General features: G+C 50.0%; 19 protein-coding genes. 7 read left to right on the plus strand and 12 right to left on the minus strand.

Going from position 1 to position 24,649, the window contains the following annotated elements; all coding sequences use genetic code 11:
• Positions 1-205: 205 nt before the first annotated feature.
• From ACJJII_RS00625 to sdhC, 10 genes are all read right to left on the minus strand, one after another.
• Positions 206-925, minus strand: coding sequence for a M12 family metallopeptidase (locus ACJJII_RS00625; protein ID WP_444917962.1), 720 nt, complete (start codon positions 923-925; stop codon positions 206-208).
• A 479-nt stretch (positions 926-1,404) separates the two neighbouring features.
• A complete protein-coding gene (gene sucD / locus ACJJII_RS00630) occupies positions 1,405-2,277 on the minus strand; it encodes a succinate--CoA ligase subunit alpha (protein ID WP_108734154.1) in 873 nt (290 codons plus the stop codon).
• Between the two features lie 2 nt (positions 2,278-2,279).
• On the minus strand, positions 2,280-3,446 hold the full coding sequence (gene sucC, locus ACJJII_RS00635) for an ADP-forming succinate--CoA ligase subunit beta (RefSeq protein WP_282933818.1): 1,167 nt from the start codon (positions 3,444-3,446) through the stop codon (positions 2,280-2,282).
• 161 nt (positions 3,447-3,607) lie between these two features.
• Complete coding sequence (gene lpdA, locus ACJJII_RS00640) at positions 3,608-5,050, minus strand: dihydrolipoyl dehydrogenase (RefSeq protein ID WP_020412682.1); 1,443 nt, start codon at positions 5,048-5,050, stop codon at positions 3,608-3,610.
• Positions 5,051-5,115: 65 nt separating this feature from the next.
• Positions 5,116-6,315 (minus strand): 2-oxoglutarate dehydrogenase complex dihydrolipoyllysine-residue succinyltransferase, encoded by a 1,200-nt coding sequence (gene odhB, locus ACJJII_RS00645; protein ID WP_282933820.1) that lies wholly within the window; start codon positions 6,313-6,315, stop codon positions 5,116-5,118.
• 46 nt (positions 6,316-6,361) lie between these two features.
• Positions 6,362-9,193: a 2-oxoglutarate dehydrogenase E1 component gene (locus ACJJII_RS00650; protein ID WP_444917963.1), complete on the minus strand. Its 2,832-nt coding sequence runs from the start codon at positions 9,191-9,193 to the stop codon at positions 6,362-6,364.
• A 211-nt stretch (positions 9,194-9,404) separates the two neighbouring features.
• The gene (locus ACJJII_RS00655) at positions 9,405-10,109 is read right to left on the minus strand and encodes a succinate dehydrogenase iron-sulfur subunit (RefSeq protein ID WP_444917964.1); all 705 of its coding nucleotides are present in this window, start codon (positions 10,107-10,109) and stop codon (positions 9,405-9,407) included.
• A 19-nt stretch (positions 10,110-10,128) separates the two neighbouring features.
• On the minus strand, positions 10,129-11,901 hold the full coding sequence (gene sdhA / locus ACJJII_RS00660) for a succinate dehydrogenase flavoprotein subunit (protein WP_282933823.1): 1,773 nt from the start codon (positions 11,899-11,901) through the stop codon (positions 10,129-10,131).
• Between the two features lie 3 nt (positions 11,902-11,904).
• Positions 11,905-12,273, minus strand: coding sequence for a succinate dehydrogenase, hydrophobic membrane anchor protein (sdhD, locus tag ACJJII_RS00665; RefSeq protein WP_444917965.1), 369 nt, complete (start codon positions 12,271-12,273; stop codon positions 11,905-11,907).
• On the minus strand, positions 12,267-12,641 hold the full coding sequence (gene sdhC, locus ACJJII_RS00670) for a succinate dehydrogenase, cytochrome b556 subunit (RefSeq protein ID WP_282933825.1): 375 nt from the start codon (positions 12,639-12,641) through the stop codon (positions 12,267-12,269). Before sdhC ends, sdhD begins: the two co-directional genes overlap by 7 nt.
• Positions 12,642-13,080: 439 nt before the next feature.
• On the opposite strand from sdhC, the gene gltA reads away from it, so the two are divergent.
• From gltA to ACJJII_RS00695, 5 genes are all read left to right on the plus strand, one after another.
• On the plus strand, positions 13,081-14,370 hold the full coding sequence (gltA, locus tag ACJJII_RS00675; RefSeq protein WP_413662987.1) for a citrate synthase: 1,290 nt from the start codon (positions 13,081-13,083) through the stop codon (positions 14,368-14,370).
• Between the two features lie 316 nt (positions 14,371-14,686).
• Positions 14,687-15,223: a hemerythrin domain-containing protein gene (locus ACJJII_RS00680; protein WP_413662988.1), complete on the plus strand. Its 537-nt coding sequence runs from the start codon at positions 14,687-14,689 to the stop codon at positions 15,221-15,223.
• Between the two features lie 489 nt (positions 15,224-15,712).
• A complete protein-coding gene (locus ACJJII_RS00685) occupies positions 15,713-17,740 on the plus strand; it encodes an FAD-dependent oxidoreductase (RefSeq protein ID WP_444917966.1) in 2,028 nt (675 codons plus the stop codon).
• Entirely contained in the window at positions 17,741-19,093 is a 1,353-nt protein-coding gene (locus ACJJII_RS00690) for a cytochrome c3 family protein (RefSeq protein ID WP_444911362.1), read from the plus strand.
• Between the two features lie 11 nt (positions 19,094-19,104).
• The gene (locus ACJJII_RS00695) at positions 19,105-19,653 is read left to right on the plus strand and encodes a Tll0287-like domain-containing protein (RefSeq protein WP_282933830.1); all 549 of its coding nucleotides are present in this window, start codon (positions 19,105-19,107) and stop codon (positions 19,651-19,653) included.
• Between the two features lie 368 nt (positions 19,654-20,021).
• Here the strand turns inward: ACJJII_RS00695 and ACJJII_RS00700 are convergent, their stop codons facing one another.
• Positions 20,022-20,231, minus strand: a complete 210-nt coding sequence (locus ACJJII_RS00700; RefSeq protein ID WP_282933831.1) for a DUF3820 family protein — start codon at positions 20,229-20,231, stop codon at positions 20,022-20,024.
• 148 nt (positions 20,232-20,379) lie between these two features.
• Here ACJJII_RS00700 and ACJJII_RS00705 point away from each other — a divergent pair, with 148 nt between their 5' ends.
• Positions 20,380-20,649, plus strand: coding sequence for a YMGG-like glycine zipper-containing protein (locus ACJJII_RS00705; RefSeq protein ID WP_108734168.1), 270 nt, complete (start codon positions 20,380-20,382; stop codon positions 20,647-20,649).
• Positions 20,650-21,106: 457 nt separating this feature from the next.
• Here ACJJII_RS00705 and ACJJII_RS00710 read toward each other — a convergent pair whose 3' ends face one another.
• Positions 21,107-21,574, minus strand: coding sequence for an RrF2 family transcriptional regulator (locus ACJJII_RS00710; protein WP_413662991.1), 468 nt, complete (start codon positions 21,572-21,574; stop codon positions 21,107-21,109).
• Between the two features lie 785 nt (positions 21,575-22,359).
• On the opposite strand from ACJJII_RS00710, the gene ACJJII_RS00715 reads away from it, so the two are divergent.
• A complete protein-coding gene (locus tag ACJJII_RS00715) occupies positions 22,360-24,642 on the plus strand; it encodes a nitric-oxide reductase large subunit (RefSeq protein ID WP_444917967.1) in 2,283 nt (760 codons plus the stop codon).
• Positions 24,643-24,649 lie beyond the last annotated feature (7 nt).

Genomic DNA, 24,649 nt, shown 5'->3' on the forward strand with positions numbered 1-24,649 from the left:
AGTTAATAATCATCGACACAGAAAAGGCAATATTCTCCTAGCAAAACCCAGAAAATCCTTTTCTTAATTGATAGATATGAAATTGAATTTTAAAGAGGCCACTACAGCTCAGCCCGACACTATGTAGCAACATAAATAAGGGAGTAAAAAACTCCCTTATTTTTACTCCAATAAAAATAACCGCATCGCACCCTAGTTCTTTTGGCTACATCAAAGGCCCAGCAAAAGATCTCGGCAGCGTCTGACGATTGCCATCATAGAGATATGAAAGCATATCCAGATCCCCAGCACTGGGATTCCAGGTAGAACTATTCACCTGATTGGCCGATATTTTACAGCCTCCCTCACGAGTGTTTTTAACAATCCCCAGTGCCCTTGCCTGGTCGTCATACATCATGATGGAGTTTCCATCAAAAGCAGAATTGTGTGTTAAAAACCTGGTGAGGGTTTGCACCCGAGTTTGCTGCTGCAGGGAGTCCAGTGTGTTCTTCACTGACAGAGGGGCGTCGGCACGCATGTGTTCGTGGGCCAAACCCAGTGTATGACCGATTTCATGGGGAAGGGAGGCAATCGCTGCTCTATTAGTTTTCCAATCTACACCACAATATTGATCGGTTTTATTGGTAAACCCTACCGTCGCACTACTGCGGTCGTCCTTAATTGTAACCACTCCACGGCCTGCCGCTCCAACCTGCAGGAACTTAATCGCTGCAAATCTGAACTTTCGATAAATGCAAATTTCCCAATGAGACATAGCCTTTTTTACCGAATTAACATAACCGGAATCTAAATTGGAGGGCACATAATATTTCACCACACCATTCGGCCAAACCCCACCTACCTCTTCATTCCTATCCAAAGAAAATCCACCAAAGTCTATCTTATAGGATATTTTTCGAATATTTTTATCTATAGCTAGCCCCATGCTGACGCACCTCCTGAAAAGTTATTTTCGCTGCCATAACGAGAACCAACACTGCCGCACCAAATTCGGCAAGTCAAAATTCACCCGACAGAAATAGAAAACAAAAAGAGGGAAGAGATCACAAAAAACCTTTCCCAAACACCAAAACCAAAATCGATTCCTGTAATAAAAAATATTCAAATATTTTCAGCAAGCAACCAAAAGAACTAGGAACCACAAGAAAAGCCTTACAAAACGCAGACTTACGTGACCTATAGATAGAAGTACAAAAATGAAGAGAGAATGAAAATCAACTTTCAGCGATAAAAAGAAAACTTAACAACAGATAAAACTGTAAACACCATGAAAATGTAAAGATAGGTAAAACTATTTACTGGGGGAGCCCAGCGCAACTCTGCCTAATCTGACCCGACTTTATACAACCATAAAAAAAGCCACCCAATGGGTGGCTTTTTTGAAAACTAAAAGTTGGCAATTACTTACCAGCCAGTAATTTCCTTCAGAGCGTCGCCGATCTGAGCCAGGGAGCGCACGGTTTTAACACCAGCGTCTTCCAGAGCAGCAAATTTCTCATCGGCGGTGCCTTTACCACCAGAGATGATCGCGCCCGCGTGACCCATACGCTTGCCGGGAGGAGCAGTTACACCAGCGATGTAGGAAACTACAGGCTTGGTAACATTTTCCTTGATGTAAGCAGCTGCTTCTTCTTCAGCAGTGCCACCGATCTCACCGATCATAACGATTGCTTCGGTCTGCGGATCGTTCTGGAACATTTCCAGGATATCGATGAAGTTGGAACCCGGGATGGGGTCGCCACCGATGCCCACACAGGTGGACTGGCCGAAGCCGTAGTCGGTGGTTTGCTTAACCGCTTCATAGGTCAGGGTACCGGAACGGGAAACGATGCCCACTTTACCCGGCTTGTGGATGTGACCTGGCATAATACCGATCTTGCACTCACCCGGAGTGATAACACCCGGGCAGTTCGGGCCGATCAGGCGCACGCCCAGCTCGTCGCACTTCACTTTAGCGTCGAGCATATCCAGAGTCGGAATACCTTCGGTGATACAAACAATCAGCTTGATACCAGCGTTGGCCGCTTCCAGGATGGAATCCTTACAGAAAGGCGCAGGTACGTAGATTACGGAAGCTTCAGCGCCGGTCTTCTCTACCGCTTCTTTAACGGTGTCGAATACTGGCAGGCCCAGGTGAGTCTGGCCGCCTTTACCCGGAGTTACACCACCAACCATCTTGGTGCCGTAAGCAATCGCTTGCTCGGAGTGGAAAGTACCCTGGGAGCCGGTGAAGCCCTGGCAGATTACTTTAGTGTCTTTGTTAATCAATACTGACATGATTATTTACCCTCCGCAGCTTTAACCACTTGCTGAGCCGCATCGGTCAGACTGGTAGCCGCGATAATGTTCAGGCCACTGTCGCTCAGAACCTTGGCGCCCAGATCTGCGTTGTTACCTTCCAGGCGTACAACAACCGGTACTTTAACGCCAACTTCTTTTACTGCGCCCACAACGCCTTCGGCGATCATGTCACAGCGAACGATACCACCGAAGATGTTGATCAGTACGGCTTTTACGTTCTCGTCAGACAGGATGATCTTGAACGCTTCAACAACGCGCTCTTTGGTCGCGCCGCCGCCAACGTCCAGGAAGTTAGCTGGCTTGCCGCCGTGCAGGTTTACGATGTCCATGGTACCCATGGCCAGACCAGCACCGTTTACCATGCAGCCGATGTTGCCGTCGAGAGCTACGTAGTTCAGGTCGAACTTGGCAGCGTGCGCTTCACGGGAATCTTCCTGGGAAGGATCGTGCATTTCGCGCAGGTCAGCGTGGCGGTACAGCGCGTTGCTGTCGATTACCACTTTGGCGTCCAGGCAGTGCAGGTTGCCTTCGGTGGTGATTACCAGCGGGTTGATTTCCAGCAGGGCCAGATCTTTTTCCTGGAACATTTTTGCCAGGCCGAGGAAGATCTTGGTGAACTGCTTAACCTGAGTCGGGTTCAGGCCCAGTTTGAAAGCCAGCTCGCGCGCTTGGTAAGGCTGAGCGCCTACCAGTGGATCGATGGTGGCTTTCAGGATTTTTTCTGGGGTCTCTTCCGCTACTTTCTCGATCTCAACGCCGCCTTCGGTGGAAGCCATGAAAACGATACGACGGGTGGAGCGGTCAACAACGGCGCCAAGGTACAGTTCTTGGTCGATGTCAGTGCAGCTTTCAACCAGGATACGGGAAACCGGCTGGCCATTTTCGTCTGTTTGATAAGTTACCAGACGCTCGCCCAGCCACTTCTTGGCAAACTCTTCAATCTCTGCCTTGGAATCTACCAGCTTTACACCGCCAGCCTTACCGCGGCCACCAGCGTGTACCTGGGCCTTTACTACCCACTTATCACCGCCAATTTCGTCAGCCGCTGCTGCTGCCGCTGCCGGGGTTTCCGCTGCAATGCCTTTGGAAACCGGCAATCCGTATTCCGCAAACAGTTGTTTGCCCTGATACTCATGCAAGTTCATAGTCAATACCAATTCACATATAAAATGTGTTTACTAATTGCAGATCACTCTGCACCTGAAAGAGAAATTTAAAATTTCCGTCGTTGCAAATTTCAAATTCCACAAATGAAACCGGGGCGCTAATTAATCAATAATTAGTGCCCCGAAATCGAAAAATATTCTTACTTGCGCTTCTTGCGATTTACGGTGTGAATCGCATGGCCGTTCACGCCCAGCGCCGCTTCTTTCACAGTTTCGGAAAGAGTCGGGTGCGCAAATACCGTCATACCGATGTCTTCAGCACTGGAGCCGAATTCCATCGCGATCGCCACTTGCTGAACCAAGTCTGCGGCAGACGGGCCAACAATATGGGCACCCAGTACGCGGTCAGTTTCCGCGTGAGCAATGATTTTCACAAAGCCCTGGGTATCGTTGGCGGCCATAGCGCGGCCGTTGATAGCAAACGGGAAGCTGCCTACGTTGTAGGGCTCGCCATCGGCCTTCACCTGCTCTTCGGTGCGACCAACCGCAGCGATTTCCGGGTGAGTGTAAATAACGTTGGGGATCACGTCGTAGTTCATCATCGGCTTCTGGCCAGCAATGCGCTCGGCAACCACAACACCTTCTTCTGAGGCCTTGTGTGCCAGCATTGGGCCGCGTACCACGTCACCAATCGCCCATACGCCCGGTGCAGAAGTCATGCACAGGTCGTTGACATAGATGAATCCACGCTCGTCCATCTTCACACCGGCATCTTCAGACAGAAGGCCTTCGGTGTAAGGGCGACGACCAACGCAAACGATCAGCTTGTCGAAAGTTTCCTGGTGCTCTTTACCATCTTTGTCCTGGTAAGTAACAACCACTTCTTCGCCTTTCACTTCGGAGCCGGTTACGCGGCAAGCGAGGCGGATATCCAGGCCCTGCTTCTTGAAGATCTTCTGGGACTCTTTGGCAACCTGTTGGTCCATGATCGCCAGGAACTTGTCCATCGCTTCAAGAACAACCACTTCGGAGCCCAGGCGGTTCCATACAGAACCCAGCTCCAGACCGATAACACCGGCACCGATAACACCCAAACGCTTTGGAGTTTCAGTGAATTCCAGAGCACCAGTGGAATCGACAATAATTTTGTTGTCTACCGGAGCGGGCGGAATATTTACCGGTACAGAACCGGAAGCCAGAATGACGTTTTCAGCTTCGTAGACGGTGCTGTTGCCTTCGTCGTCGGTTACTTCCACTTTCTTGTTCGCCAGCAATTTGCCGGTGCCGAAAATGGAGGTTACTTTATTGGCGGTGAACAGACCTGCTACACCACCGGTCAGCTTCTTAACGATCTCGCCTTTGCGCTCGATCATCTTGCTCACATCCATTTTGACCTTGCCGACTTCAATGCCGTGCACGTCGAGAGCATCTTTGGCTTCGTGGTATTTCCAGGAGCTGTCCAGCAGTGCCTTGGAAGGAATACAGCCAACGTTCAGGCAGGTACCGCCATTTACGTATTTACCTTCCTTGTTTTTCCACTTTTCGATACAAGCCGTTTTCAAGCCCAACTGAGCGGCACGGATGGCAGCGACATAACCACCAGGACCGGAGCCAATTACGATTACGTCAAATTTTTCGGACATGATCAGTTCCAGATATTTCTAATGCAGTGTGATCGAGGGGGCCCGCAGGCCCCAAGATTTATTGTTTAAACTTCGAGCAAGATACGCGCTGGATCTTCGATCATTTCCTTGATCGCTACCAGGAAGCCAACTGCTTCCTTACCGTCGATCAGACGGTGGTCATAGGACAGCGCCAGGTACATCATCGGCAGGATTTCCACCTTGCCATTTACCGCCATCGGGCGCTCCTGGATTTTGTGCATACCCAGAATTGCAGTTTGCGGTGGGTTCAAAATCGGAGTGGACAGCAGGGAACCGAATACACCACCGTTGGTGATGGTGAAGGTACCGCCAGTCATCTCTTCGATAGACAGTTTGCCATCGCGGGCGCGAACACCCAGATCGCGGATATTGTTTTCCATATCCGCCAGGCCCATGTTCTCCGCATTGCGCAGAATCGGCACAACCAGGCCTTTCGGCGAGGAAACCGCTACACCGATATCCTGGTAACCGTGGTAAACGATATCGTTGCCGTCGATAGACGCATTCACTGCGGTGTAGCGCTTCAGCGCTTCTACTGCAGCTTTTACGAAGAAGCCCATAAAGCCCAGGCGAGTGCCGTTGTGGGTCTTCTCGAACAGGTCTTTATAGTTCTTGCGCAGGTCCATAATCGGCTTCATGTTCACCTCGTTAAAGGTGGTGAGCATGGCGGTGGACTGGGAAGCATCCAGCAGGCGCTCAGCGATACGCTTGCGCATACGGGTCATGGGAACACGCTTCTCTACGCGCTCACCCGGAGCAACCGCAACTTCAGCAACAGCGGCGGCAGGTGCAGCAGCGGCAGCCGGCGCAGTGCCCGCTTTCATTACGTCTTCCTTAAGAACGCGGCCACCCTTGCCAGTGCCTTCAACACCGGCCAGGTCTACGCCCTTCTCAGCAGCCATTTTCTTGGCAGATGGCATAGCAATTTTGTCGCCAGCCGCAGGAGCTGCGGCTTCGGCAGCCGGAGCTTCTGCTTTTTCTTCCGCCGGGGCAGCAGCTGCGCCAGCGCCCGCTTCAAACTTGGCAATCACTTCATTGGAGAGAACGGTATCGCCCTCACCCTTGATGATTTCAGTCAGGGCACCATCGGCAGGTGCAACAACTTCCAGCACAACTTTATCGGTTTCGATATCCACGATCAGTTCATCGCGGGACACAGCTTCACCAGGTTGTTTATGCCAGGTGGCGACAGTTCCGTCCTGAACTGATTCAGGGAAAGTTGGCGCTTTAATCTCGATCGTCATTTTTTCTGTTTCCTGAGATTGACTCTTCACTTATTACTGCCGCCGGTTATTTGACGGTCAGCGCCTCGTTGATGAACTTATTCTGTTCTTCAAGGTGCGTGGACATATAGCCCGCCGCAGGTGCTGCGGATGGGGCGCGGCCCACATATTCCAGATCCAGCTTCGGATGGGTTTCCGACAACAGGCGACGCAAGTGGTGCTGGCTGGAGTACCAGGCGCCCTGGTTCATGGGCTCCTCCTGACACCAGGCAACACTCTTGATCTTCTTGAATGCGGAAACCGCTTCCACAAACTCTTCGTCCGGGAATGGGTACAGCTGCTCGATTCGCACGAACGCCACATCTTCCTGTTCGCGCTCCATACGGGCTTCCAGCAGGTGGTAGTAAACCTTGCCGGAACACAGAACCACACGCTTCACTTTGTCTGGATCTACGCCCTGGTCCTGGATCACGTTGTGGAAGCGACCTTCTGCCAGCTCTTCCAGGCTGGAAGTGGCCAGCTTGTGACGCAGAATCCACTTTGGACTCATAATCACCAGAGGACGGCGCATGGGGCGCACCGCCTGGCGACGCAGCAGATGGAAGATCTGTGCCGGGGTAGTGGCGTTACACACCTGGATATTGTGCTCCGCACACAGCTGCATAAAGCGCTCAAGGCGCGCAGAGGAGTGCTCTGGGCCCTGACCTTCATAGCCGTGCGGCAACAGCATTACCAGGCCGCACATACGGCCCCACTTATGCTCACCGGAAGTGATGAACTGGTCGATCACAACCTGGGCACCGTTGGCGAAGTCACCAAACTGGGCTTCCCACACCACCAGGGACTTTGGTGTTGTGGTGGCGTAGCCGTATTCAAACGCCAACACCGCCTCTTCGGACAGCAGCGAGTCGTAGATATAGAAAGGCGGCTGGTCTTCAAACATATGCTGCAAAGGCACATAGCTCTGACCGTCTTTCTGGCTGTGAACCACCGCGTGACGGTGGGAGAAGGTACCGCGACCCACGTCTTCACCGGTAAAGCGGACCATAAAGCCCTCTTCCAGCAGAGTGCCGTAAGCCAAAGTTTCCGCCATGCCCCAGTTCAGAGGCAGGGCGCCACCGGCCATTTTGCGGCGGTCTTCATAAATTTTGGAGACCTGGCGCTGCATTACCACGCCATCGGGCACGTTGGTCATGCGAGTAGCGACATCCTGCAGCTTCGGCAGCGCATAGCCGGTATCTGCAGGCACCTGCCAGTCGTGGCCCAGGTAGGGGCTCCAGTCAACAAACATGGAGGAGTCCGGCTTCTTCACAAGACCGGTAGCAACGTCTTCACCGGCATCCAGTTTGTCGCGGTAGTCGTTGGCCAGCTTGTCTGCGGCAACCTTGTCCAGGATGCCCTCGCCCACCAGCTTCTCGGAATAGAGCGTGCGGGTAGTCTTGTGCTTGCGGATAGTCTGGTACATCAGCGGCTGGGTACCAGAGGGGTCATCGGTCTCGTTATGGCCGCGACGACGGTAGCAGACCAGGTCGATAACGATATCTTTCTTAAATTCGTAGCGGTAGTCCACCGCCAGCAGCGCGGCCAATACGACCATTTCCGGATCGTCGCCATTCACGTGCAGCACCGGCGCATCGATCATCTTAGCGGGATCGGTGGAGTACTCGGTGGAGCGGGCATCTTCACGCTTGCTGGTGGTAAAGCCCACCTGGTTGTTCAGTACGATGTGCACAGTACCGCCGGTGTAGTAACCGCGGGTCTGGGACATCTGCAGGGTTTCCTGCACCACACCCTGGCCGGCAAAAGCCGCGTCACCATGGATGTTGATCGGCATTACTTTCTCACCGGTCGCATCTTTGCGGCGATCCTGGCGGGCGCGCACGGAACCCACTACCACGGGCGCACTGATTTCCAGGTGCGACGGGTTAAAGGCCAGGGCCAGATGCACTTCACCACCGGGAGTCATCACGTTAGAGGAGAAGCCCTGGTGGTATTTCACGTCACCGGAAGTATCGAGGGTCTTCTTGCCTTCAAACTCCTGGAACAGATCCGCAGGGTTTTTACCGAGGATATTGACCAGGGTATTCAGGCGGCCGCGGTGGGCCATACCGATCACCACTTCCTTCACCCCGTAGGTGCCGGAGCGACGGATCAGAGCGTCCATCATCGGGATCAGGCTCTCACCACCCTCTACACCGAAGCGCTTGGTGCCGGGGTACTTGGAGTCCAGGTGGCGCTCCAGGCCTTCAGCGGCGGAAAGGCGCTGCAGGATTTCAATCTGGATGTCGGTGCCGAAGTTGGCTTTAGACTGGCTGCGCTCAAGGCGCTGCTGGAACCACTGCTGCTCTTCCAGGTTGGAGAGATGCATGATCTCCGCACCCAGATTGCCACAGTAGGTATTCTCCAGACCCTCGATGATTTCACGCAGGGTCGCCTCTTCTTTACCGAGGAACAGGCTACCGGTATTGAAGGTGGTATCGAAATCACCCTCAGTCAGGCCGTGGTAGCTCAGTTGCAGGTCGGGCACTTGTTCGCGAGCCATCAAGCCCAGGGGGTCGAGGGTCGCTTTTTTATGGCCGCGATGGCGGTAGGAATCGATCAGTTGCAGAACTTTAATCTGCTTGCGCTCGTGCTCAATATTGGCAGAGCCGGCCGCACCGGGAGCGGCCACCGGACGCGCGCGGTGTTTGCTGAGCAGCTCAAAGTGCTGGCGAACAGCGGCGTGGGAAACATCGCTGCTGCCCTCAACGCGGGGGAGGCTATCGAAATAATTGCGCCACTCCTCGGGGACACCGTTGGGGTCGTGCAGATAGGTCTCGTAAAGCTCCTCCACGTAGGCAGCATTGCCCCCGGAGATATGGGAGCTACGCCATAGCTGCTCCATGGTACTTTCGTGCATGTTGATGCCTACCTCAATTGCAGTGTGCTTATCTTCTCTTGAGCCACTGCGCTTTCCTTTCACTCACAAAAGGGGAGGCGCACAAAGCCACCTCCCCTTTTCAGTTTTTTACCGGTTAGAACCGGCTTTTTGTCGTTTGCTTGGCACCCTACCTGGCACCGGATTCGCAGAGCGCGAACCCCAGCGGGCCGATAACCGGCCGCAGCATCCCCTACACGGCGCGGGTCAGCAGCATATTGCGGATATGGCCGATCGCGCGCGTCGGATTCAGTCCTTTCGGGCAAACATTGACACAGTTTTGAATACCGTGACAACGGAATACGCTGAAGGGGTCATCCAGATTTGACAGGCGCTCATCAGTAGCCAGGTCGCGGCTATCTGCCAGGAAGCGGTAAGCCTGCAACAAACCAGCTGGGCCGATAAACTTGTCCGGATTCCACCAGAAAGACGGACAGGAAGTGGAACAGCAGGCGCACAGGATACACTCGTACAGACCGTCGAGCTTTTCGCGATCTTCCGGAGACTGCAGACGCTCGATGGCCGGAGCCGGAGTATCGTTTTGCAGGTACGGTTCAATCTTCTTGTACTGCTCGTAGAACTGCTCCATATCCACAACCAGGTCGCGGATAACAGGCAGGCCCGGCAGCGGACGCAGAACCAGTTTACCCTTGGGGGCAGCTTCAGACAGTGGCGTAGTGCACGCCAGACCATTGCGACCGGAAATGTTCATACCGTCGGAGCCACAAACGCCCTCACGGCAGGAACGACGGAAAGACAAGGTCTGATCTTCGGCTTTCAGCAGTTCCAGAACGTCCAACACCATCAGGTCCTTGCCCTGGGTGTCCAGTTCATAGTCCTGCATATAAGGCGCTTTGTCGGTTTCCGGGTTGTAACGGTAAATGCTTACTTTCAACATACTCTATTCCGCTCCCGAATCAGTAAGTCCGAGCTTTCGGTTCAAAGGCTTCCATAGTGTTAGGCGCGAAGTTTACTGCACGCTTGCCAACACGTTTTTCCGTGGGGAAATACATAGAGTGGCACAACCAGTTTTCATCATCACGCTCCTGAAAGTCCTCACGGGCGTGAGCACCGCGGCTCTCAGTACGGGTCTCTGCAGCAACTGCAGTGGCCTCGGCAACTTCCAGTAAGTTTTGCAGCTCCAGCGCTTCAACACGGGCGGTGTTAAACGCGCGGCTCTTGTCTTCGAGGCGCACATTTTCAATACGCTCGCGCAGATCTGCAAGCTTCTTCACACCTTCAGCCATAAAGTCGCCGCGACGGAATACGCCGAAGTGGTTCTGCATCACGCCCTGCAGCTCTTTGCGCAGGTCGGCAGCCTTCTCACCCTTCTCATTAGTTTCCAGGTGATTCAGGCGAGCCATAGCGGCTTCGAGATCAGACTCGGAAGCTTCGCGGTGCTCGATACCTTCGCGCAGGGACTTCTCAATAAACAGGCCGGAAGCGCGACCGAATACCACCAGGTCCAGCAGGGAGTTACCGCCTAAGCGGTTGGCTCCGTGTACGGACACACAGGCAACTTCGCCACAGGCGTAGAAGCCATCAACAATCTGATCGTTACCCGCAGCGTCCTGGGTCAGAGCCTGACCGTGAACGTTGGTGGGAATACCACCCATCATATAGTGACAGGTAGGCACTACCGGGATCGGCACCTTAACTGGGTCGGCGTGGGCGAAGGTCTTGGACAGCTCACAGATACCGGGCAGACGGCTGTTGAGCAGCTCTTCACCCAGGTGATCAAGCTTCAGGAATACGTGATCGCCTTCCGGGCCACAGCCGCGGCCGTCGAGAATCTCGAGAACCATAGAGCGAGCCACAACGTCGCGGGAAGCGAGATCTTTGGCGTTGGGCGCATAGCGCTCCATAAAACGCTCACCATCTTTATTGATCAGGTAGCCACCCTCACCGCGACAACCTTCGGTCACGAGTACACCGGCACCGTAAATACCAGTGGGATGGAACTGCCACATCTCAATATCCTGGACCGGCATGCCAGCACGCAGGGCCATACCGACACCGTCACCGGTATTGATGTGTGCGTTGGTGGTGGAAGCGAAGATACGACCGGCACCGCCGGTAGCGAATACAGTCGCTTTGGATTTGATATAAACCACTTCGCCATCTTCGATGCACATGGCGATCACACCCACAACAGCACCGTCCTGGTTCTTCACCAGGTCAATCGCAAACCATTCGTTCAGGAATTCGGTTTTGTGCTTAACGTTGTTTTGATAGAGGGTGTGCAGCAGTGCGTGGCCGGTACGGTCAGCAGCAGCACAAGTACGTGCAGCCTGGCCACCGCGGCCGAAATCTTTAGACTGACCGCCGAAGGGGCGCTGATAAATACGTCCTTCCTCAGTACGGGAGAAAGGCAGGCCCATGTGCTCCAGCTCAAATACCGCTTCTGGACCTACGGAACACATATATTCAATAGCGTCCTGGTCACCGATATAGTCGGAACCCTTAACGGTATCGTACATATGCCAGCGCCAATCATCGTTGGGATCTGAACTGGCAATTGCACAGGTAATGCCACCCTGGGCAGATACTGTGTGAGAACGAGTCGGGAATACCTTGGTAATAACCGCAGTTTTATAGCCGGACTGGGCCATCTGCAGGGCAGCGCGCATACCGGCACCGCCTCCACCAATTACAATCCCGTCAAATGAAATAGTACGCATGTTCGCCATTGCTTATACACCCCAAAGAATTTCAATGCCCCACACCGCGTACAACACGGCAACGGCAGCCAGAATCACTTCTACGAACAAGCGCAGAACAGTGGCTTTACCGCCCATCATCCGGTTGGTGATGTAGTCAGTTACCACGGACCAGAGGCCAATCCAGGCGTGAATAATGGTGGACAGCAAGGCAACCAGGCTGAAAACACGCATCCAGCGCTGGGCGAACAGTTCGGACCAGGCCTGGTAGCCGAAGTCTTTACTAAAAAAGATAAAACCCACTATAAAGAGGGCATAGGCGAGCAATATTACCGCAGTGACTCTCTGGTAGAGCCAATCGAAAGTACCGCTACGGCCAAAGCTTGTTACTGTTTTTACCACAACCATACTCCCGCCAGAAGAATAAGGATTACAGCCAGCACCAGCACTGATACAGCGCTGCGACGGCCGCCTTCGAGACTTTCACCTACTCCCATATCCATAAACAGATGACGAACACCTGCCAGAATGTGGTAAATAAGTGCCGCCAGCGATGCCCAGAGAATGAGCTTGGCAGGGATACTGTTAAATACCGCTGCAATTTCGGCGAATCCCTGCTCGGATTCCAAACTGACATCGAGCATCCACAGTAGTAGTGCAACAACAACGAAGAGCACTACACCGGAAATACGATGCAAAATGGAAACCACAGCGGTAGCGGGAAGCTTTATAGTGGAAATGTCTAAATTGACAGGTCTGTTTTTGTTCACAGGAAAAACACCTTGTTGCCCTGAACGACCGGGCGCCCGTTAGCTTTTCAATGGAGGGACGAGCTGCTTGCTGATTACTTTGCACTCGACCTGATGAAGCCTTATACAAAGTAGCCGTACCATGGCGCAAGCCGCGCGGATTATAGGCATTCACTAGTCAAAACACAACGAACGCCTGCGATTACGCCGGGTTCCCACCAGTATCGCGCAGTAAATCGGGAATCGCGGGATTTCCTCAGACTTTCCTGTGCATTATCTAGACAAATACTCTACGAGTATGGAGCGGAACCGGATATCCTGTCGCCAATAGACTGGTCGTCCATTCCTTTTGGTTTGACAATTTGCGGCGCGGCACTTAAGTTTGGCCCCGCTCAAAAGGCCGCTAGCTCCCGAAAACAGCGGGAAAAGGCCGGCATAAGAACATTTTTAGGAGTCCGCAATGTCCGATAAAAAAGCGCACCTCACAGTCGATGGTATCGACGGCGCCCTTGAGATGCCAGTTCGCTCCGGCACCCTCGGCCCCGATGTTATTGATGTCGGCGGTCTGACCAGTAAAGGCTTATTTACTTACGACCCGGGCTTCGTATCTACCGCCTCATGTGATTCCAAGATCACCTTTATTGATGGCGGCAAGGGCCAACTGCTGCACCGCGGCTACCCCATCGAGCAACTGGCAGAAAAATCCGATTACCTGGAAACCTGCTACCTGCTGATGAATGGCGAACTGCCCAACGCAGAAGAAAAGAAGAAGTATGTAGACACCATTATGTCTCACACCATGGTTCACGAATCCCTGGTGAGCTTCTTTAAAGGCTTCCGTTACGATGCCCACCCAATGGCGATGATGTGTGGCGTAGTCGGTGCCCTCGCTTCCTTCTATCACGACTCCCTGGATATCACTAATCCGGAGCACCGCGAGATTTCCGCCCACCGCCTGATTGCCAAGATGCCAACCCTGGCAGCGATGTGCTACAAGCACTCCCAGGGCATGCCCTTCATGTACCCGGACAATAGCCGCAGCTATTCCGAGAACTTCCTGCACATGATGTTTGGCAACCCCTGCGAGCCCAGCAAGATAGACCCGGTTGTCGCCAAGGCAATGGACATCATCTTCCTGCTACACGCAGACCACGAGCAGAATGCGTCCACCTCCACTGTTCGCCTGGCTGGCTCTTCTGGTGCCAATCCGTTCGCCTGTATTTCTTCCGGCATTGCCACTTTGTGGGGACCCGCTCACGGCGGTGCCAATGAAGCGGTATTGAACATGCTGCAGGAAATTGGCGACGAAAGCCGTATCGACGAATTCGTGAAGCGCGCCAAAGATAAGAATGACCCCTTCCGCCTGATGGGCTTTGGTCACCGCGTCTACAAGAACTTCGATCCACGCTCCCGCGTAATGCAGGGCATCTGTGATGAAGTTCTGGGTGCCATGGGAGCAGAAAATGATCCTCTGCTGAAGATCGCCAAGAAGCTGGAGAAAATCGCCCTTGAGGACGATTACTTCGTAGAGAAGAAGCTCTACCCGAACGTAGATTTCTACTCCGGCATTATTATGAAGGCTATCGGTATCCCCACCGATATGTTCACCGTAATTTTCGCCACCGGCCGTACTTCAGGCTGGATTGCACACTGGAATGAAATGATTTCCAATCCGTACAAAATTGGTCGTCCTCGCCAGCTGTATACCGGCTACCCGCAGCGCGATTATGTACCGCTCGAGCAGCGCTAAGCTCAAGCAATCAAAAAAACCCGGCTATGCCGGGTTTTTTATTAATTGAATATTTGAATTTATTTTGATTCCACTGGCGATAATCAACTACATTTCGATAAAAATTAAAAAGCAAAGGTCTGAAATGTGACACAAGTCCCACTTTGGAAATTTTGCTTTACTCGCCCCTTCCATAACAGTTAAACCAACTGTCATCCAATGTAAAATCCGCCACGCCCGCCGGGACCCAAACAGCTTTGCTTTCTTTAAGTTACCCCCAACTTCGCGGCGCTATCAGACCTAATAACAAACCTTTAAATTTACTGAGACTAAATTCATGCTTAGTTTTATTTCTGGAATGTTCCGAAGTAACAAAACAGAAGACGCGGCGGACCTTGAGGAAAAATATACTCGCAGCTCTTATGCAGGAGCTAAAGGTGCCCGCACAATCTCTTACGATCCCACTCTAATTAAAGCCCTTGAAGACGATCACCGCACCCTGATCAGTATTTTTCAGCGCATGTGGTCAGAGGGTTATGAGAAGCAGAACTACCGCCAGCTGTCGCAGCTACTGACCCAATTTAAATCTGGCTTCCAGGCCCATCTAATCAAAGAAAATGTACGTTTTTACGTATACCTGGAGCAAGCACTGGCTGGCGATGCCCACACACTGCAAGTAGTTAAAGATTTCCGCACCGATATGAATGAAATTGCAAATGCTGTTGTGCAATTTTGCAAGCGCTATAACCACGAAGCCTTCACTCCTGAAATGGTTCGCGACTTCAAAATGGATTATCAGAAAATCGGTGAAGCGCTAACTCGCCGTACTGCCCTAGAAGAAAAAGAACTCTACGTCCTTTACCAACCCTCCTAAAAGCAACGTTTAGTTTTTTTATCAGGAGTAGTGAGATATTTAACCTAGGAATGCCGATAAGAAACAAATCTTTACAATAGGCATACTATTTTACAGTCCGCAGCCCACAAGGACGGGGCCGCATATTTTTTGGCCGCTCAGCGGTCACAAAGTAACTGGAAAGCACTCCCCTTACCCCGCCAATTTTTCACAGCCAAATTAAATTTAAGCACCGAATTTGGGCAAGATACATTTAGCTCCCCAAAAAAACTGTGCGCATCAGTTAAATCCAGCCTTATTTTCCGACCTGACCTTACTTTACACCCAATTCTCTATCGTCATGTTCTAATCGGTACTAGACGTTTATTTAATTTTGTTTAAACATATAGGGATTAGAATTCAAAAAAACACCAAAGAGTGGGATATTAGTCTAAGAAAAATAGCAGGCCATCTGGCAGACAAATTAAAAATACAAAGACTAATAGAAAATCAAAGCAGTCGGGGGGAGGTATGACTGAGCTAGACGACACACTTGTCGAGCAATTACCAAGCGGCATCCATACTAATGATAACAGTTACCCAATTTATGTAATTATCGGTACTGGTCCGGTGGGTGTGCGTTGTGCACAAAAATTATTAGAGTTCTGTGATGAAGCTCAAATTGTTATCTATGGAGCAGAAACAGAGTCTCCCTACAACCGGGTTAAACTTTCTCAATATCTATCAAGCCATGTAGAGTTGGAGGAGCTTGATAACCCTATTCTCAGTCAAAGTGACCACCGCCTAGCAGAATATATTGACCGTAAAATAGTCTCTATTGATCGCTCCAAAAAAACAGTCACCGATGCTGCAGGGAATATACAACCTTATTCCAAGCTAATAATAGCGACTGGATCAAATCCTATTATTCCGAAGATTCCGGGTGCGGATCTACCTGGTGTTTACCCTTTTCGAAGTCTGCGTAACACCAATGATTTACTGGAGTTAAGGGAGCAGAATGCAGACATCTGTGTTATCGGTGCTGGTGCTCTGGGCCTTGAAGCTGCAACCGCGTTAAAAACACCTAAAAACAACATCACTTTACAATCCAGAGGACACTTGCTCAGCGGGCTCCTGGGTGAAGAAGGAGAGGAGTTCCTAAAGTCCGCACTCACTGCACTGGGTGTAGAGTTAAAAATTTCGGACTCCCTAACATCCATTGAAGAGAGCGATAGCAAGCGCCTACTCACTTTTGAAAGTGGCGAAAAAATTCCCGTCGACGCTATCGTGTTGTGCACTGGGATTAAGCCGGAAATTAGCCTGGCCGAACAGAGCGGACTTTCAACTAAACGCGGAATCGTAGTCAATGAATGGATGCAAACTTCCGACCCGGATATTTACGCCGTAGGCGAGTGCGCTGAGTTTGACAAGAAAGTCTACCAATTGGTCCGACCGGGCTACGAACAAGCTGAAAGCTGCTGCTCACATATTCGTCGCAACCATAGCGGTAAATCTCTCTCGCAGCCCTACTCCGGCACTTATACCGATATTCAGCTGAAAATTGCCCATATTCCCTGCGGAATAATGGGAGAGGTAACCCCGGAAAACCTCAATCAGCAAGAGGGCGTTGAGAGCCATGTCTATCGCAATCGTTTTAAGGGGATCTATAGACGCTTATTTATCAAAGGTGAATACATCGTTGGGGCCATTTATATTGGCAGCTGGGATGAAGCCAATGAATTGCGCCAGACCGTAGCACAGGAGCAAAAAATCTCTCTGCGCACACTGAAAGACTTTGAAAGCGAAGGGCGAGTGTTTGCCAAAAAAAGCGGCAATAGCATTAAAGATTTTCCCGATAGTTATCTAGTCTGCCAGTGTAACTCTGTCACCAAAGGGGAATTATGCAAGGCTATTTCCGCTGGGAAGCGCAATTTAAATGAGCTGCAACAAGCGACAACAGCCGGATCTGTTTGTGGTAGTTGCCGCCCACTAATGGCTGAGCTTCTGGATGTGCCAGCTCCCAACTTGGTAATGCGGCACTCCAAGGGGATATTGATAACTTCTGTTCTGTCATTAATCCTGATAGCTCTGGCTTTCCTGATGCCGCCAGCTCCAGTTTCCCCCTCAGTACAGACTGCACTTTTTTGGGAAAAGCTCTGGTACGACAATTTTTGGAAGCAGGTTACGGGCTATACCATTCTCGCTATGTGCCTGTTTACTGCCGCTCTCAGTATCAGGAAACGTTGGAATAAACTTAGCCTTGGGCATGTCGATCACTGGCGCTATGCACACAGCGTTACAGGTTTAATCGCTCTACTTGCACTCGCTGTACATTCAGGCTTCCGCCTTGGTGAAAACCTGAATTTAGCATTGATGCTGGTATTTCTAACTGCAACCGCAACTGGTTCTCTCGTCGGCGTTTTTATGGCGCGCAACCACCATTGGACTGACCTGAAACTTCGCGAACACCGAAAATGGTGGTCCCGAGTTCACTATGCCCTGCTCTGGGCCTTACCGGTCCTTCTCGCCTACCATATTTTTGCGGTTTATTACTTCTAGATGAAATCATATCAATTTAAATTCTGGCATTACGGTGTATTGCTAACGCTGGCTATCGGCTCTGCGGTGGCATACAACCTTAACGTTGACGATAAATCTCTATTTATCAGTGGAGATGCCACGCACGGTCACCATCAAATTGAGCTGGCTTGTACTTCCTGCCATACCGATGGCTTTGCCGGTGAGGATGCTGTTCAGCAAGCTTGCCTGAATTGCCATGCGGAAGAACTGGAGCTTGTAGACGACTCACACCCCCGGCAGAAATTTTTAGATCCGCGCAATGCTGTACTTCTGGAAACTCTTGACGCACGGCTATGTGTAAGTTGTCACACTGAACACAAACCACAGATCACAGGAGAGATGGGCGTAACCCTGGCGGGCGACTTTTGCTTTCACTGCCACAGCGATATTGCCGAAGAGCGCAGTAGTCACAAAGACCTGGGATTTGAAACCTGCGCGAGTGCGGGCTGCCACAACTATCACGATAATGGCTCCCTCTATGAAGACTTCCTTATCGCCCATGTTGATCAACCTGATCTATTGGAAACTGCCAAGCTACCTGCTCGTACAGCAGTTCAGTCCTGGCTAAATGAGCATTCAGATAAAGCCCCTTTAAAAGTTAGCGAAGCAGACATTAGCAGCTCTAGCCAGACTGCAGAAATCGCAACAGTCTGGGCACAGAGTATTCACGCACAAACAGAGGTGAACTGCAGCAGCTGTCACGTCGATGGGCAAATGCAATTCAGTAGTGTTGAGATTGTCGAGCAATGTGCTAGTTGCCACAGCGATCAAAAAGAATCCTTCACTCAAGGAAAACATGGAATGCGCATGTCCAACAAGCTGGAAGAGGGCTTTATCCAGCAGGTCGGCGCCATCTCCCCACAACAGGCCCGCCTTCCCATGAATACCAGCGCAACGGATGAATTGAGCTGTGTCAGTTGTCACGGGCCCCATGAAGTAAATCTGCAATTTGCCGCTGTAGAGGCTTGCCTGGGTTGCCACAGTGATGAGCACAGTCTCTCTTACAAAGAGTCCCCTCACTTCGATACCTGGAATTCAAACCCAGAGGGTGGCGTAAGCTGTGCCAGCTGCCATTTACCACGGGAAACCCATGGCGAACAGGTTGTAGTTAACCATAATCAAAATCATAACCTTCGCCCCAATGAAAAAATGATGCCCGTTTGCCTGAGCTGTCATGGAGCCGAATTCTCCCTTGCTGCCCTGGCTGACAAAACTCTGATTAACAATAATTTCAAGCATAAACCCGCAGAGAAGCATGAAACCTTCGAGCTGATCCGCGAGCGTATTGCAAGGATTACCAAAAGCAAAAACAAGCAAAATCAATCCCAATAGGAGGGGAAAATATGCGTATTGCCGCTTGTATTATCGCTGGACTGGCACTGCTCACCGGCTGTGAGAAAAACCAGGGAGTTGCTCCGGAGCGAATGGCGGATGCCATCTTTGCCGTTATCGAGGCAGACAGGGCCAACTACACCAACAAGGTTGTAAACCGCCTGCAGAACGAGGAGAAAATCCTCGACGCTGATGAGCACTGGCAAGATAAGAAATTGCTACCACTCCCCGCGCAGATGATGCGTATGGGAGCTGAGCGTGTTGCCGAAAATGAGTCTGGCTTTAACTATGCCCTGCTCTCTCTGTGGCCAATCAACAAGCAAAACAAACCGCGCACTGAGATGGAAAAAGAAGGCTTGCAGTACGTAATCGACAACCCAGGGAAAAACTTTTACGGCCGCGAAAAACTAGGTGATACCGAGTACTTCACTGCAGTATATGCGGATGTAGGTGTTTCACCTGCTTGTGTGAGCTGTCACAACGATCACGTAGACAGCCCGCGCACTGACTTTGAGCTGGGCCACACTATGGGTGGTGTTGTTATCCGAATCCCACTCTGATCAGTTAGTTAGTAGATAGCTGCGTCCGACTTTCGAGTCGGGCGACTCTCTCACAAAATGTTGCCGGCGGATATTAGTCGGTGAGAACTGAGTTTAGAATAATTTAAAAGAGTGGCGGCCGAATTCGTTTCGACCGCTCCCTCTTTTAAGCTGACTGGCTCTACTCCCGCTACTACCTCGCTGAAATCATTCAGACCAGTGGTTACCCGCTGTGGGCCTATTTCCGGGTCAGTCCAGTCTCCATTACGGCCCGCTTTTTCTTGGGCTTCGCTCCACAAAGCACACCTAGGCATTACTATATTAATGTCAAAGTCCCGCAGAGCAAACCGACCAAGGTGATTGCAATACTGGGAAAACCTGCTAAAAGGTCAGCGCAGAGGATCAATAAGCCCCTGCAATCCCTCTACTTTTATCTCCAAGGCTAATGCCATTAACTGTCCTAGACGCCCCTCTGGAAACCCCTTTTTTGCGAACCAAAGCAGGTACTCCTCAGGCAAATCTATTAAAACCCGGCCCGAGTATTTTCCAAATGGCATTTTGAGTCGAGCCAGTTCTACCAAGTCTTGTTTTTCGAACACCTTAACAACCACCTAAATATCGACAAAAAAAGGGAATGAAACTCCCAATTTGGATTTGTTGCCAGTTCATGCGGACTCTACACTGGCTCCGAAATAGTCGGCCTGCGCCGATTCTTTATACCTCAACCTTCCAGTAACAGAGGTGTCTATGCGTATCAAAGCTATCAAATATCTCAGCTTGGCCGCAGTATTGACTGCAAGCCTTGGAGGTACGGGCTGCGCCAATATGAGTGATACCGACCGCCGAATCGGCACCGGTGTCGGTATAGGCGCAGTAACAGGTGCCTTGATCAGTGGCGGGCGCCCTGGTGGCACTGCCGCAGGTGCGGTTATTGGTGCCGGTGCAGGCTACCTCTATGATAGGGAAAGAAAGCGCAGAGATTACTATCGTTATCGCGGTCGCTACTATCGTTATTAATTTGCTGCTGCTTTTAAGTTGTTAATCAGTATCGTGCGGGTTCATAGTACTTCGATACTCGCACTACTCAGGCAGGGAAGCCAACTCCCGATTAAACTGATTCCTTTAAGACAAATTGACACAATCCTCGCTTTCGTTTTGCCACAGCACTCATAACAATATTCAGTAACCATCTCCCAGAACAAGGAGTTGCGCTTGTGCAGGAGCAATAAATTTGTGCGCTGAGTATTTCCCTACTCCAGGAAGCACTCCCAATACCCCCCTAAAACCTAAAAGTCAGACCAACGTGCATTGAGTGGCTATCCTGATATAGGGTGAGAGGAAATTGAAGATAGGCTTTTCATCTGGCGGGATACAAAGCCCCTTATGTAATAAAGGCCCTAGAGTATGAATCTTCCAGGCTTTGAATGGAAAACTGTACTTTTTCTCCCTCAAGCAAATATAAGATAAGCCTAACCTAGGGACCTTGCTGCGCCCTCTCAATTTTCGCAGGAAAAGCTAGTATATTGATAAGGTCAGTCTGACTCGGGCCGGATACCAGGTCTTCCAAGGTGTATTGCTCCAAACAAATAAAAAAACTTTCCATAGCCTCGGCGAACATTTTCTTCAACCTACACGCAGGAGTTATGACACATTGATTATTTGTCCCAAAGCATTCTACTAGCACGGTATCTTGCTCCAATAATCGAACTAGCTCTCCAACATTAATGTCTTCAGGAGCTCGGCTTAGCCGAATGCCACCATACTTACCCCGGGTTGCAATCAAGTAGCCTTTGAGATTCAACTCTTGCACCACCTTCATTAGGTGGTTTTTAGATATTTGGTAGCGCTCAGCAACTTCTCTGATGGTTACTAACTCTCGATCCTGTATAGCAAGGTACATCAACACTCGCAAAGAGTAGTCGGTAAATTGCGTGATCTTCATTGGCAAAGTCCCTCATTGTGAAGCCAAGAATTTTCATCCCTTGAAAATTTAAAGATGCATCTAGTTTACATCATTGGAATTTAGGTGTAAATTGCCACGCAAAAGATGCATCTCATATACATGTATAGATAAAAGGGTAGAGAATGCTCAGTCTCAAATGCTCGTTCAACCTAGCCCTTAGGCTACGGTTACAGCCGAATGTGCTATTTATGACTGCCCCAAAAGCTATTAGAGGAATTTCGAGCGAAAGCGCTCTGAAGTCAGGGGCTGCTTTCCTGAATTTAAGGCCGCTAATTAATTCAGGAGGCCAAGAAGTGAACTTCGATATATTCGCTTACACAAACTCTACCCAGGGGCGGCAGGTTAACAACGATTATTGGCCATTTTTCACTACCCAAATACAAGGTATCGGTCACCTAAAAATTCAATGTCTTACAAGACCAAATATTATTTTGAGAAGCCCATTCTCAATTTAATTTATTCAAGCAACACAAGGAAAAGGAGAGTTTATGTTTTTTCTGTTGCAAGTTAACGCCTCTACTGGAGGCCAATCTCATAAGATCAACGCAGCTAAGCAAGAACGCGAAAAGTCAGGCTTAAAACCTATTAACACTCAATCAGGCATCATAGATCCACTCCAAAAAATTAGAGATACCCGATGTTTACGATGTTTACGATGTTTACGATGTTTTATTTTACAAGCAGCCTAGGGAGATATACGAAAATTAATAGTTTAAATAGCATATTGCTAAAAAAGCCAATTTATATTGGCAAGGATAACTCTGATGAGAACTTACAAATCTCTTTGGTGGACATTGATCGGCGTTTTAACTGTAACCTTTTCAATACTCGGATATTTTGGCAGTGAAATATATCGGAAGGCACCTCCGATACCTGACGCCTTTGTCTCAGAAAATGGCAAAATACTGACCACTAAAGATAAAATTTTAGATGGTCAAACTTCTTGGCAATCCATTGGAGGAATGCAACTGGGATCTATTTGGGGGCATGGTGCCTACCAAGCCCCAGACTGGACCGCTGATTGGTTACATCGAGAGCTAATTAATTGGTTATCAATAGCGGCAAAAGAGGAATTTGGCCTCCCATATAAATCTTTATCCAAAAGGGAAAAACACAAACTTCTGTATGACCTTAAATTAGATTATAGAACCAACACCTATAGCAGCGAATCTGGAATTGCCACTTTATCTAAGCGAAGAGTCATAGCTATAGAGCAAACCGCAAGATATTATGATGCACTTTTTGGAGGCGACCCCGCTTTACAGCCAACCCGCTCAAATTACGCAATGAAAGAGGTTACACTGCCCGATGCGGATCGACGAGCACGACTTACTGAGTTCTTCTTTTGGACATCCTGGGTAGCTTCAACTGAGCGTTCAACAGGTGGCGCAACCTACACTAACAATTGGCCCCACGAACCATTAATTGATAATAAGCCAACTAGCGAAAATATTATTTGGTCTATTATTAGTGTGGTCTTATTGATTGCCGGTATTGGCGCCCTAGTTTGGGCATGGGCGTTCCTACGCACTGAAGACAAACACCCAGCTGCCCCCAAGCAAGATCCAATCAGCACCTTCAAATTAACTCCCTCACAGAAAGCTCTTGGAAAATACTTACTAGCTATAGTAGGACTATTTACTTTCCAAGTTTTTTTAGGTGGTTTTACTGCCCACTATACTGTCGAAGGACAGGGATTCTATGGGATAGAGACATCCGAGTGGTTTCCATACAGCCTGGTACGCACTTGGCATATACAGGCTGCTCTATTTTGGATAGCTACAGGATTTTTAGCTGCCGGGCTATTTCTTGCTCCAATTATCAACGGTGGTAAAGATCCTAAGTTCCAGAAACTTGGTGTTGATATATTGTTTTGGGCATTGATAGCAGTCGTTATTGGATCATTTGTCGGCAATTATCTAGCCATTGCACAAACTCTGCCACCAGAGCTCAGCTTTTGGCTGGGCCATCAAGGATATGAATTTGTAGATCTTGGTAGACTATGGCAAATCGGTAAATTTACCGGCATCGTACTATGGTTGGCATTAATGCTGCGCGGTATTGTTCCAGCATTAAAGCAAAAGGGTGATAAAAACCTGCTAGCCCTGTTTGCCGCCTCCGTAATTGCCATAGGATTATTTTATGGTGCAGGCTTCTTTTATGGCGAGCGCACACACATATCGGTCATGGAGTTTTGGCGCTGGTGGATAGTGCACTTATGGGTAGAAGGTTTCTTTGAAGTTTTTGCTACAACTGCGCTTGCATTTATCTTCTTCAATATGGGCCTTGTATCTAAACGCATGGCGACTGTGACTTCTCTAGCATCAGCGTCATTATTCCTATTAGGGGGTGTACCGGGAACTTTTCACCACCTATATTTCTCAGGGACGACAACACCAGTTATGGCGGTAGGGGCCACATTTAGTGCACTCGAAGTGGTCCCACTTATCTTGTTGGGTTATGAAGCCTGGGATCATTATAGCTTAAAAAATCGTGCACCCTGGATGGTGAAAATCAAATGGCCTTTGATGTTTTTTGTAGCTGTTGCTTTCTGGAATATGTTAGGAGCAGGCGTACTTGGCTTTACCATTAATCCACCGATAGCGTTATATTATCTTCAGGGCTTAAATACCACAGCCACACATGCCCATGGTGCATTGTTTGGAGTATATGGGTTCTTGGCATTGGGCTTTAGTTTACTCGTTCTTAGATATATTCGTCCCCAGTTTATATTTAGCGAGAAATTGATGAAAACGGCATTCTGGTGGATGAATATAGGTTTGGCTTTAATGTTGTTCACCAGCCTTTTGCCGGTCGGTATTATCCAGTTTATGGCGAGCGCTTCAGAAGGCCTTTGGTATGCCCGCAGTGAAACCCTAATGCAAAGTGGAACGCTAGTTACTCTAAGATGGATACGAACTATTGGTGATGTGGTGTTTATCGTCGGTGCACTGGCTATCACATGGCAAGTAGCACAAGGCGTGCTGAACCTAAAGAGGCACAGTTCAGTAGACTATCTATCAGGGCAAACCAAATCAGTCTCTTAATCTACTT

Source organism: Microbulbifer maximicatervae (SeqCode) (assembly GCF_052467825.1).